Source organism: Arthrobacter sp. SPT-J7, from assembly GCF_059089965.1.
Window position 1 is genome coordinate 1 of the sequence record NZ_JBNHFF010000104.1, and the last position, 10,845, is coordinate 10,845.

Consider the following 10,845-nt stretch of genomic DNA (forward strand, 5'->3'; position numbering starts at 1 on the left):
GAGCGGCCGGCATCACGGGATTCGAGCGCTTCGGCGATGTTCTGGTGATGGCCTATGGCGTGCACCTGGATCTCGCGCACAGCGGACGTTTCCGTCCGCCTCTTTTCCAGGACCCGGTGGAGCGGTTCAAAGAGAACGGCAACAAAGACGTTCTCGGAGGAATGCAGGACCAGGTCGTGGAAGGCGAGGTCCGCCTCCACGAAGGCCGCAACATCGTTCACCTCGTGGGCGGCCCGCATGGCGGCCACGTGGCCGTAGAGGGCCTGGATATCCGCGTCGCTGATGCGCCCCGCCGCGAGTTCGCAGGCACCGGTCTCCAGCATGCGGCGGAGTTCGATGAGCTGGACGGAAGCCTCCGCTTCGTTCTTTCCCTCGGAGGCCGCGCGCAGCACTGCTTCCAGCGAGGCCCACCGGTTGAGCGGGTTCACAAAAGTGCCCCGACCGCGCTCGACGCTGAGGATTCGCTGCGCCTCAAGGGTTTTCATGGCCTCGCGGACGGTCATCCGGCTGACTTCATGCGCGGCACTGAGTTCGTGCTCGCCTGGAACAGTGGCCCCCGGTGGAAATTCTCCCGCGATGATGCGGTCCAGGAGTTCGTCTGCCACCTGGCCTACCAGCGACTTCCTTGCCATGCTGCCCCCGTCAGTGCCCCTTGTGCATATGTCGGACAAGTCTACTTGCGCGTCTTTATGTCGTGTGCCACACTAGCATTCGGATGCAAGATGTCAGACATCTTACAGTTACCTTTACACCAGGATCCGCCCGGATTTATACACAACGGAGTGCACTGTGACGCTTGAAGCAGACGTTCTGGCCGCCTACCCGGCCGAGGTCCGGATTCCCGCCGAACTGGTGGCCAGCACGCTGGCTGCCTCCAACGCGGAAATCCCGCGTGTCCTGGTAGTGCTCGACGACGACCCCACCGGAACCCAGTCCGTGGCCGATTTGCCCGTACTCACCCGCTGGGAGGTAGAGGACTTCATCTGGGCCTTTGCGCATATCGCGCAGAGCACAGCCAAGCCCGCCGTTTACGTCCTCACCAACACCCGCAGCCTGGACCCCGCCGAGGCAGCCGCCCGCAATGAGGAAGTGGTCCGCAACGCCCTCGCCGCCGCCGGCTCGCCGGATACACTGCGCCTCGGCTTCGTCAGCCGCAGCGATTCCACCCTCCGTGGCCACTACCCGCTGGAGCCGGACGTCATTGCCGCGACCGTGGCGGATGTCAGCGGGGAAAAGACCGACGGCGTGGTGCTGGTCCCGGCCTTTCCAGACGCCGGACGTGTCACCATCGGCGGCGTCCACTACATGCGCGGCACGGGCGACGCGGCCGGCACCCTCACCCCGGTCTCCGACACCGAATTCGCCAAGGACGCCACTTTCGGCTTCACCACGTCTGTGATGGCCGACTATGTCAAGGAAAAATCCCAGGGCCGCTTCGCTGCGGACTCGGTGATCGTCCTGGACTTGAACATCATCCGCGCCGGCGCCTCAGCCGCAGATGCGGCAGACGGTGCACGGATCAGCGCCAATGCGATCGCCGACGCCATCGAGGCCGCCGTGGACTCCACCCCGATCGTGGCCGACATCGTCACCGAGAATGACCTGCGCGCGCTGTCCCTCGGCCTGGAGGAAGCCGAGCGACGCGGCAAGAAACTGCTCTACCGCGTTGGCCCGCCGTTTGGCCGTGCCAGGATCGGGCAGGAAATCCGCGCCGAACTCACCGGCGCCGAAGCTTACGCCGGCAACACCCCGTCCGAAGCCGGCGGGCTGATCGTCGTCGGATCCCACGTGGGCGTCACCACCCGCCAGCTCAAGGCGCTGACCGAACAGCACAGCGCGGCGCGCATCGTGGAAATCGACGTCGAACAACTCCTCGGTTCTGAAACAGAGGCAGGCAGCCACCTGGACCAGACCGTTGACACCGTCGTCGAAGCCCTCCGCAGCGGCGACGTCATCGTCCACACCAGCCGGCTGCTGATCAAAACTGACGACCCCGCCGAAAGCCTGCGGATCGCCCGTACCGTCTCGGCCGCCGTCGTCGCCGTGGTGAACCGGACCCTGAAAACCTTCCCGCCGCGCTTCGTCATCGCCAAGGGCGGCATCACCTCCTCCGATGTTGCCGCCCATGGCCTCGAGATCCGCCACGCCATCGTCCGCGGTCCCATGCTTCCCGGCATCGTTTCGCTCTGGCAGCCGGTGGACGGGCCCGCCAAGGGCATCCCGTACATCGTCTTCGCCGGTAACGTGGGCGACGACCAGTCCCTCGCCGACGTCACCCGCAAGCTCAGCAACACCTTCTCCCCACGAACCCCCTAACCTCGCAAGTCCGCACCGGCTCCCAACCCTCGCAAGCCCGGGCCTGGGTCCTCGCCCAGCGGCTACCCGGCCAGGGAACCCTGTCCGCGTGGGCCAAGCCATTCACACACATTCAATGGAGAACACCATGACCAGCACCTACACCATCACCGTCCTGGGCCTAGGCGCCATGGGTCTGCCCATGGCAACCCGCCTGGCCTCCCAGCTGACCGTCCACGGCTTCGACATCGCCGAACCCCGCCTGACGCTTGCTGAAGAAGCAGGCATCGCCACGTTCGCTTCAGCCCGTGAAGCCGCCAAGGGTGCTGACGCCGTCCTGCTCGCCGTCCGCAACGGCGAGCAGCTCAATGACGTGCTCTTTGGCGAGAACGGCGTGGCCTCCGTCCTGGAGCGCGGCGCAGTGGTCATCCTCGGCAGCACCGTGGGCACCGAAGCCATTCCGGCCACCGTGGAGAAGCTGGCCCAATACGGCGTGGAGCTGGTGGACGCCCCCTTGTCCGGCGGGCCCAAGCGTGCCGGCGAAGGCGACCTGCTGATCGTTGTGGGAGCGTCTCCCGCAGCGCGCGAAAAGGCGGCCCCCGCCCTTGAACTGCTCGCTTCCACCCTCACCGTGGTAGGCGACAAGCCCGGTGACGGCCAAGCCCTCAAGACTGTCAACCAGCTCCTCTGCGGCGTCCATATTGCTGCCGCCGCCGAGGCGATGGCCCTGGCCGACGCGCTCGGACTGGACCAGGCCAAGACCCTTGCCGCCCTCGAAGCCGGTGCCGCCGGCTCGTTCATGCTCTCCAACCGCGGCCCCCGGATCCTCGAGGCCTACAACGCGGAAGGCGCCGAGGTCCTCAGCCGCCTGGATATCTTCGTCAAGGACATGGGCATCGTAGGAAAGGCCACCCGCGCGGCAGGACTGGCAGCTCCGGTTGCCGCCGCTGCCGAGCAGCTTTACCTCCTGGGCCAGGCCCAGGGACTCGCCGCCGCTGATGACTCCGCCGTCATCAAGGTTGTTGCCCCCACTAAGCGCACCAAGTAGCAAGTCACCCTCCCCCCTCAACGTACGACGGCGGCGGTCCCCCCTCCGCCGCCGTCGTACCCACCCAGCTCGCTAGGCTTAACTAGCGACGTCAAAGGAGACACACGATGAGCGCATTAGCTCTTCTGGCCATAGCAGTGGCGGGCGTCGCCCTGCTTCTCGTGGCCGTCATCAAGTTCAAGATCCCGGCTTTCCTTGCCCTGCTCGTGGTCAGCGTGGCCGTTGCCCTGGTTGCAGGCATCCCGCTTCCAGACGTCATCAAAACCGTTACTGAAGGCATGGGCGGCACCCTTGGATCCGTAGCCATCCTGGTTGGCCTGGGCGCCATGCTGGGCAAAATGATCGAGATTTCCGGCGGTGCGCAGTCCCTCGCCGGCAGATTCACGCAGCTGCTCGGCCCCCGCCGGGTCATCGCCGCCCTGACTTCCGCAGCCTTCCTGCTGGCCATCCCGGTCTTCTTTGACGTCGGATTCATCATCCTGATCCCCATCATCTACGGATTTGCCAAGGCCGCCGGTGTCAACCCGGTCAAGATCGGCCTGCCCGTCGGCGGCATCATGCTGGCCATCCACGTCGTTGTCCCGCCGCACCCCGGCGTCGTTGGCGGCGCTGGCATCCTTGGCGCGGACGTCGGATGGACCACCATCATCGGCCTCGCCCTCTGCCTTCCCGTGGGCATCCTGGGCTACTTCGTTGCCCGCAGGCTCAACCGCCGTGATTTCACCATGCTGCCCGCCACCGCCGAGCAGTTCCGGCTCTTTGGCACCGGCACGTCGCAGGTCGAGCAGGAAGCTGCCCAGGGAACATCCGGCGTTGCCGTCAGGAGCGAGGTCAAGACCGCTCCCAGCCCGGCAATGATCATTACCCTGATTGTCCTTCCGATCCTCATGATCATGGTGGGAACCGTCGGCGCCGTCATCCTGCCCAAGGACACCTTTGCTTCCCAGCTGGCCGCCTTCATCGGCGCCCCGCTGATTGCGCTCCTCACGGCCCTGGGCCTGGCCTACTACTTCCTGGGCATCCGCCGCGGCTGGTCCTCGCAGCACACCGGCGAAGTCATGGACTCTGCGCTGGCTCCTACCGCCATCGTTATCCTGGTCACCGGCGCCGGCGGCGTCTTCGGCAAGGTGCTCACCGTCTCCGGCATCGGCACGGCCCTCGCGGAAGGGCTGCAGTCTGCGGGCCTCCCAGTCATCGTGATGGCCTTCGTCCTCGCGGCCATCCTCCGGGCATCGCAGGGCTCGGCAACCGTGGCCATCATCACCACCTCGGGCCTGCTTGCAGCCTCCGTGGCGGGCGGCGGTTTCTCGCCCTTCCAGACAGCACTCATCCTGGTAGCCATGGGTTTCGGGGCTCTTGGCCTGAGCCATGTAAACGACTCCGGCTTCTGGATCGTGACCCGCTTCCTGGGCCTCTCAGTGGCTGATGGTTTGAGAACCTGGACCGTGCTCACCACGGTCCTTGGGCTGGCAGGTTTCGCGCTCACGTTCCTGGTCTGGATCGTTACTGGCGGACTTACCGTCTGATGCGCACCCGACTCGACCACCTGGTCACCTCCGCCCTCCAACAGGGCTCCGCCGTCCCGGCCTTCACCTGCTACGACTTCACCACCTCGCTGGCAGTGGTGGCCGCGGCGGAGGAATCCGGGCGGGGAGTCATCCTCCTCGTGGCACCCAAGACGGCCGCCACGTCCAACGGCCTGCGCCTCATCGGGGCCCTCCGTGGCCTGGCTGACGCAGCGTCGGTGCCCGTAGCAGTGCAGCTTGACCACGCAACGGACCTTCAGGTGATGGCCGACGCCGTCGCTGCAGGGGCGGATTCCGTCCTCGCCGACGGTTCGTCCCTTCCTTACGAGGACAACATCGCACTGGTTGTTGCGGCCCGCGCGTTGCTGGGGCCCGACGTACCGCTGGAGGCCGAGCTCGGGGGCCTCGCCGGAGACGAGGACCGCGCCTTTGGTTCCGACCAGTCCGGCGTGGCGGTGGCAGGGCTGACGGATTCGGCCCAAGTGGAGGACTTCGTGTCCCGCACCGGCGCCGAACTGCTGGCGGTCGCCGTCGGGAATGTCCACGGCAAGTACAAGGGCGAGCCCCAGCTGCGCTGGGACGTCCTGCAGGACATTGCGGTGCGGACGCACATTCCGCTGGTCCTGCACGGCGCCTCCGGGATCCCTGCCGGGGAGCTGGTGAAGGCCGCGTCCATGAACGTTGGCAAGGTCAACTTCAACACTGAACTCCGCACCGGCGTGCTTTCCACCCTGCAGGAGCAGCTGCCGGGCCACCGGTCCGACGGCGAAAACCTGCAGGGGCTCCTGGGCCACTGGAACCAGTCCGCGGGCAGCTTCGCCACAACGGCCCTGGGTATGCTCACGCGCTGACGTTCCTTCGAGTTCTTGTCCAGCTATGCCGGGTTGAACCCGTATGAGGTGTGCATATATATGGACGAATACTCCGGGACGGGGAGGCCAGGATCAGTCAATGATCCTGGCCTCCCTTCTTTTTGCCTTCCTGGGCAGCCGCGCTCCACGTCTGCATCTTCTCCATGGAGTCCCTCACTTGGACCAGGCCGGCCACCTGGAAGCGCTTTGGTGTGGCATCCCAGGCTGACGCCGATATCACCACGCCGCTCGCCTACAACCAGGGGTTCTACAACCTCTCCCTGGAGCTCTGGCCGGCGGCCTGACGATGGACCTGCCGGGAACGGGCGGTGTGCTTTGCCCGACTCGTGATGTTCAAGGGTAAGCCGGGGCATTGCCAGCGGGATGAAGTAGTGCCAGTGTCGAACCATGACCGAGAACATGATGTCCACCGAGGATAGGTTCACCCCCGATGTCACGCTGAGGCGCAACGACGCGCAGCACCGCTATGAACTGCTGGTGGGCGGCAAGCTGGCCGTCCAGTCCTTCTACGAGGACCTTCCCGGACACATTGATTTCATCCGCACCGAAACCGCCCCGGACTTCGAAGGCAGGGGCCTGGGCAAGGTGCTGGCGCACTTCGCCCTCGATGATGTGGTGGCCACGGGCAAACGCATCGTCCCGCACTGCCCCTTCATTGCCGGGTACCTGCGCAAACATGAGGGCTACGAACAGTTCGTCGACTGGCCCGACAGCCCGGCTACTGACGGTTCGGGAGCCTAAGGCGCCGGTACCCTCCGGGAAGCTACAACATCCTTCCTCCGGGAACGCGGGTTGCGCGTTATTGTGCTGCAATGCCGGGTACCTTTCCTGAGCGCGGTCTTGCAGAGGGCGCACGCAGTTGAATGCGCTCTCTTTCAGGGAGCAGCGCACACCGGGGAAGGAATCCTGGATGAATCACCAAGAACAGCTATTCGACGTTGCCGTTATAGGAGGGGGACCGGCCGGGTTGAGCGCCGGTGTTGCCCTGGCCAGGGCTCTGCGCTCGGTAGTAGTAATCGATGCCGGAGGGCAGCGGAACCTGCGCGCAGAAGGAGTGCATGGCTTCCTGACCCGTGAGGGCATGAGCCCCAGCGAGCTTCTTGCTGCCGGACGGGGGGAACTTGCGGACTACGGCGGGCAGAGCATCGCCGGTTTTGTTGGGTCCGCCAGGCGGGACGGCGAGAACTTCGTGCTTTCGCTCGAGGACGGCACCACCTGTACCGCCCGCCGGCTGTTGATTACCTCGGGAATCGAAGATCAGCTTCCCGACCTGCCGGGGGTGGCCGAACGCTGGGGCCGGGATGTGCTTTACTGCCCCTACTGCCACGGCTGGGAGATCCGGAACCAGCAGGTAGGGGTGCTCGCCTCGGATGCCCACGCTGTCCTGCAGGCCCTGACCTTCCGACAGTGGAGCCCGGATGTGACCCTCCTGCTTAGCGAAGAAGTGGCGCTCAGTGCGGGCCAAGCGGAACAGCTGGAAGCCCGGTCCGTCAAAGTGGTGGATGGCCAGGTCCGCGGCTTGGTGGTCCAGGACGACAAGCTCAGGGGGGTTACGCTCGACGACGGATCGGCTGTGCCGCTGGACGTGCTGGTGGTCAGCCCGGCCACCGTCAGCAAGGCCAACATGCTCCAGGCCCTGGGGCTGGAACCGGACGGCCTGGAAGAAGGGCCGGGGACACGGCTGGCCACCGATGAGTCGGGGCTGACGTCCTGCCCGGGGGTTTGGGCCGCCGGCAACGCCACGGACGTCTCGGCCCAGGTGATGACGGCCGCAGCCGCCGGACTCAAAGCGGCCGCGGCCATCAACGCAGATTTGGTACTGGAGGATACGCGGCGGGCCGTGGAGGCCGCAAGGACTGCTGCAGTCCATTAGCCTGCTGCTGTATGGGCTGGCAGGTTGCGGGGCGCCCTACCCAACAGGCGCCCCGCAACCCAGCCGTTGTGAATCAGCAGGCGGTCCTGGCCAGCTGATCCCTGTGGTCAGCTGGCCAGCGCGTGCATGCTGGCAGCCGGGACATCGATAGTGAAACCGCAGGCACAGCGGTAGGTTTCCACACTGGCGGGCGAGGAGCCGGCACCAACGGTAACCACCGTTGCCCCGTCAACGCGAACGGGCTGGTACAGGGAGGGTGCGTCCGGATCCACACGCTGCATGTGGGCACGGCAATGAATTCTGGATTTCAGTGTGACCAACAGTCCCATGTCAACAGGGAGGGTGGAGCTCAACGAGGTTTCTGCCCCTGCTTCGGGTTCGATGGGAGCCGCCAGCTGGTCTTCTGTAACGATGGTCATGATGTTCGTCCTTGGGCTTCTTCACGGTACTGCCGGCGTTGGCAGCCCCGCCGCGACTGCTTGTGGAGGTTGATTTACCCCATAACCTAAGCAGGCTTACTAATGGTTGGGCAAATCAGCTTGTGACCCACCGCACGTGCCGGCATCGTGCGGCATCGCCGCCAATGCCACAAGCCATTCCCGGGCCTGAGGGCACCGAGGGTCCTAGCTAGCCGCGCCGGCGCTGCCACTGGAATGCGTGCCAGAACAGCAGGCAGATGGCAGCAGCAAGCCCCGCGATAATTGCATAGGGGGCAAAGGTGAACATCAGGAAAGACGCCGGCATCCCTGAAGTTGTCGGGCCCACCATGGAGTTCGCGTTGAGGAAGATCAAGGTTCCGCCCGCGATCAACACGATGGCGAGCAGCCACAGAACCACAACGAACGGGTTGACGGCGAAGGCAGGGCCGCTCTCGGCAGCTTCCCCCGCTCCGGACCTGGCCGCCCCCGATACCGGATTTCCGTCCTGGTCCACTTCCCGGAACTCGATGGCGCTTCCCGGCTGTTCCATGTTTCCCCCTATGGATTTCGGCAACCACCAGCTGCCTGTATGCCAACCCTAGCCCGGGGGATACACGCCCGTCTTGTCATACACAGCCGCCCCGGAGCGGCCATTTTGCAGGAGCGTTTGCAACTTGCCGGACACGCCGTGCAGATGGCCGGGCGCCTGGCGAACCCGTTGGCGAAGTTCCCTGGAAATAAAACCGGGAACAGCAAGGCTGGTGAGGGCAGCCGTGACACTGCGGGCCAAAAGTCATCAGGTGGTGGTTAGGCTTGCAGCATGACTGCGCACTCCTCCCGAACAACCGCCTTGATCACTGGTGCCAGTGCAGGCCTGGGCTCGGAGTTCGCGCGCCAGCTCGCCGCCCAGGGTTGCAACCTGGTGCTGGTGGCGCGGAACCGGGCCCGCCTCGAGGAGACCGCAGCGGGCCTGGAACGGCGTTACGGCATTACGGCTGAGGTGCTGCCCGCCGACCTGACGGACGACGCCGGCGTGGCAGCCGTCGTCGGACGCCTCTCCGATCCGGAGCGGCCGGTGGGAATCCTGGTCAACAACGCCGGGATCGGGTTGCTGCACAACTTCGAGGACAACCACATCTCGGAGGAGAAAAAGCACCTGAAGCTGCACGGCGAGACGGCCATGGAGCTCACCCACGCAGCACTGAAAGGCATGCTGGAGCGAGGCGGGGGCCGGATCATCAACGTGGCCAGTATCGCCGCTTTCCTCCCACGGGGAACCTACTCCGCCGCCAAGGCATGGCTCGTCAGCTTTAGCCGGTGGGCCAACCTCGCCTACCGCCAGCGAGGCATCAAGGTCACTGCCGTATGCCCTGGCTTTACCCATACCGAGTTCCACGACCGGATGGGCATGGACAAGTCCGTGGCGCCGTCGTGGGCCTGGCTGCACGCAGATCGGGTGGTGCGGGACGGCCTGGCGGACAACGAGCGGGGCAAAGCGGTTTCCATCCCGTCCAAGCGGTACAAGGTACTGGCGGCGGTTGCCAGGGTGGCGCCGGCCAAATTAGTGGCGGGCCCTCCGCGGAAGCCCAAATAGGGGCGCGAGTCCAAGCAATGCGCGCGGGCTGCCGGTGCAGGAGCGGCGTACAGCCACCACCACCGCGATGCCCACCAGTGCGCCGACCAGCGTCTCGGCGCCGCGTTCAAGGATCAACACCGTGGGGTCGATTGGGGCGGCGAGTTGGGTTATCAGCAGGATGACCGGCGTAAACGAAACCATGGCCAGGCCGTAGTGGCGGGCCATAAACAGCTCGGTAGTGAACTGGAAGAGGATCACCAGCAGGGCAAGCATCACGGCCTGCCGGCCCGGGAACAGCCCGGCCAGGGACCAGGGGCCGGGAAGGATAACGACGGCGGTGACCGCCAGGCCGAGGAATGTCCCCACGATGCGGTGGATTCCGCGGCGGACGCTGCTGGGGAGGTCGGCCCCGGCAAGGGGTACCGCCGCGGCTGCCATGGCCCAGTGCGGGTGGCCGCTGCCGGAAAGAACGCCCACGGTGCCGGCAGCGCCTACGGCCAGAACATACCGGGCGGCGTGCACAAACAACTCCCCACGGCCGGCAGGGTGAATGGCGGGATCGCTGCGGACGGCGCCGCGCTGCCAGGACCTGCTGCGGATCCAGCCGCCGAAACCCACCAGCATGGAGAAGGCGGCGGACCCTGCGGCGATAAGTATGGCGACCTGCCAGGGAACCGCCGTAGGTACCGAGGCGCAGGCTCCCAGTGCGAGGATGCCAAAGAAGGGCCCGTTGGGTTTGAGCCTCACCCGGTCCGCAAAGACCGATCCCGCGCCGGCCAGCACCGCTTCGACGGCGACGAGCCACCAGGAGTGAAGGTGGTTGACGGACAGGAACAGGCCTGCCACAACACCGCCGAGCAGGACCATCGCGGCCTGGGACTGGTGCCGGAGGCGGAGCTGGTGTGGCTCGCAGCGCCCGTACATGCCCGTGAGCGCCCCGAAGACGGCATACATGATGAGGTCTGTGCGGCCGGCGGCCAGGAGCAGAAGCGAGGGAACTGCGACGCTGATGGCTACGCGCAGGGCTGCCAGGTGGTCGCGGTTGGCGGGTTCCAACCGGTGAAGGGCGCGCACCTGCTCCATCAGAAGCTTCATGCCGCACCTTTCCTGCCTGGTTTCCGGATCCCTTCCGGGCCCCTCGGAACGTATCACCGGCTGTGCGGACAAGGCCATTTATTAGGGCGACAGGGACACAAACCGACATGGGCCAGCCGAGCCTGGCACGGCAGAGGCCCG

At 65.7% G+C, this 10,845-nt stretch carries 11 protein-coding genes and 1 pseudogene; 8 read left to right on the plus strand and 4 right to left on the minus strand.

The genetic code is table 11. From position 1 onward, the window contains the following. Positions 1 to 632: FadR/GntR family transcriptional regulator (locus tag AC5RWX_RS25210; protein ID WP_494099021.1), on the minus strand; the 632-nt coding region annotated here is incomplete at its 3' end. Positions 633 to 789: 157 nt separating this feature from the next. On the opposite strand from AC5RWX_RS25210, the gene AC5RWX_RS25215 reads away from it, so the two are divergent. From AC5RWX_RS25215 to AC5RWX_RS25245, 7 genes and pseudogenes are all read left to right on the plus strand, one after another. Continuing rightward, the gene (locus AC5RWX_RS25215) at positions 790 to 2,316 is read left to right on the plus strand and encodes a four-carbon acid sugar kinase family protein (RefSeq protein WP_494099022.1); all 1,527 of its coding nucleotides are present in this window, start codon (positions 790 to 792) and stop codon (positions 2,314 to 2,316) included. Between the two features lie 127 nt (positions 2,317 to 2,443). Continuing rightward, positions 2,444 to 3,343 (plus strand): NAD(P)-dependent oxidoreductase, encoded by a 900-nt coding sequence (locus AC5RWX_RS25220; protein ID WP_494099023.1) that lies wholly within the window; start codon positions 2,444 to 2,446, stop codon positions 3,341 to 3,343. Positions 3,344 to 3,450: 107 nt separating this feature from the next. Further along, positions 3,451 to 4,869 (plus strand): GntP family transporter, encoded by a 1,419-nt coding sequence (locus tag AC5RWX_RS25225; protein WP_494099024.1) that lies wholly within the window; start codon positions 3,451 to 3,453, stop codon positions 4,867 to 4,869. Further along, positions 4,869 to 5,720 carry a class II fructose-bisphosphate aldolase gene (locus tag AC5RWX_RS25230; RefSeq protein ID WP_494099025.1) on the plus strand — a complete coding sequence of 284 codons (852 nt, stop codon included), beginning with the start codon at positions 4,869 to 4,871 and terminating at the stop codon, positions 5,718 to 5,720. The genes AC5RWX_RS25225 and AC5RWX_RS25230 overlap by 1 nt, the downstream gene beginning before the upstream one ends. A gap of 100 nt (positions 5,721 to 5,820) precedes the next feature. After that, positions 5,821 to 6,010 (plus strand): annotated as a pseudogene (locus AC5RWX_RS25235) (DUF1304 domain-containing protein); the annotation flags it as partial. A gap of 118 nt (positions 6,011 to 6,128) precedes the next feature. Then, positions 6,129 to 6,482: a GNAT family N-acetyltransferase gene (locus AC5RWX_RS25240; RefSeq protein WP_494099026.1), complete on the plus strand. Its 354-nt coding sequence runs from the start codon at positions 6,129 to 6,131 to the stop codon at positions 6,480 to 6,482. A gap of 169 nt (positions 6,483 to 6,651) precedes the next feature. Then, positions 6,652 to 7,614, plus strand: coding sequence for an NAD(P)/FAD-dependent oxidoreductase (locus AC5RWX_RS25245; RefSeq protein WP_494099027.1), 963 nt, complete (start codon positions 6,652 to 6,654; stop codon positions 7,612 to 7,614). 107 nt (positions 7,615 to 7,721) lie between these two features. On the opposite strand, the gene AC5RWX_RS25250 is transcribed toward AC5RWX_RS25245, so the two are convergent. Together AC5RWX_RS25250 and AC5RWX_RS25255 are read right to left on the minus strand one after the other, a co-directional pair. Next, positions 7,722 to 8,033 carry a hypothetical protein gene (locus AC5RWX_RS25250; protein WP_494099028.1) on the minus strand — a complete coding sequence of 104 codons (312 nt, stop codon included), beginning with the start codon at positions 8,031 to 8,033 and terminating at the stop codon, positions 7,722 to 7,724. A 208-nt stretch (positions 8,034 to 8,241) separates the two neighbouring features. Then, positions 8,242 to 8,583 carry a hypothetical protein gene (locus tag AC5RWX_RS25255; protein WP_494099029.1) on the minus strand — a complete coding sequence of 114 codons (342 nt, stop codon included), beginning with the start codon at positions 8,581 to 8,583 and terminating at the stop codon, positions 8,242 to 8,244. A 270-nt stretch (positions 8,584 to 8,853) separates the two neighbouring features. On the opposite strand from AC5RWX_RS25255, the gene AC5RWX_RS25260 reads away from it, so the two are divergent. Then, positions 8,854 to 9,627 carry an SDR family NAD(P)-dependent oxidoreductase gene (locus AC5RWX_RS25260; protein WP_494099030.1) on the plus strand — a complete coding sequence of 258 codons (774 nt, stop codon included), beginning with the start codon at positions 8,854 to 8,856 and terminating at the stop codon, positions 9,625 to 9,627. Here AC5RWX_RS25260 and AC5RWX_RS25265 read toward each other — a convergent pair. Further along, positions 9,595 to 10,704 (minus strand): FUSC family protein, encoded by a 1,110-nt coding sequence (locus AC5RWX_RS25265; RefSeq protein WP_494099031.1) that lies wholly within the window; start codon positions 10,702 to 10,704, stop codon positions 9,595 to 9,597. The genes AC5RWX_RS25260 and AC5RWX_RS25265 overlap by 33 nt on opposite strands. Positions 10,705 to 10,845: the final 141 nt, after the last annotated feature.

Bases quoted from the DNA above. Each gene is read 5' to 3' on its own strand.
- AC5RWX_RS25265 (WP_494099031.1), bottom strand. From the start codon at position 10,704: ATGAAGCTTCTGATGGAGCAGGTGCGCGCCCTTCACCGGTTGGAACCC.
- AC5RWX_RS25245 (WP_494099027.1), top strand. From the start codon at position 6,652: ATGAATCACCAAGAACAGCTATTCGACGTTGCCGTTATAGGAGGGGGA.
- AC5RWX_RS25250 (WP_494099028.1), bottom strand. From the start codon at position 8,033: ATGACCATCGTTACAGAAGACCAGCTGGCGGCTCCCATCGAACCCGAA.
- AC5RWX_RS25260 (WP_494099030.1), top strand. From the start codon at position 8,854: ATGACTGCGCACTCCTCCCGAACAACCGCCTTGATCACTGGTGCCAGT.
- AC5RWX_RS25225 (WP_494099024.1), top strand. From the start codon at position 3,451: ATGAGCGCATTAGCTCTTCTGGCCATAGCAGTGGCGGGCGTCGCCCTG.
- AC5RWX_RS25240 (WP_494099026.1), top strand. From the start codon at position 6,129: ATGACCGAGAACATGATGTCCACCGAGGATAGGTTCACCCCCGATGTC.
- AC5RWX_RS25230 (WP_494099025.1), top strand. From the start codon at position 4,869: ATGCGCACCCGACTCGACCACCTGGTCACCTCCGCCCTCCAACAGGGC.
- AC5RWX_RS25255 (WP_494099029.1), bottom strand. From the start codon at position 8,583: ATGGAACAGCCGGGAAGCGCCATCGAGTTCCGGGAAGTGGACCAGGAC.
- AC5RWX_RS25220 (WP_494099023.1), top strand. From the start codon at position 2,444: ATGACCAGCACCTACACCATCACCGTCCTGGGCCTAGGCGCCATGGGT.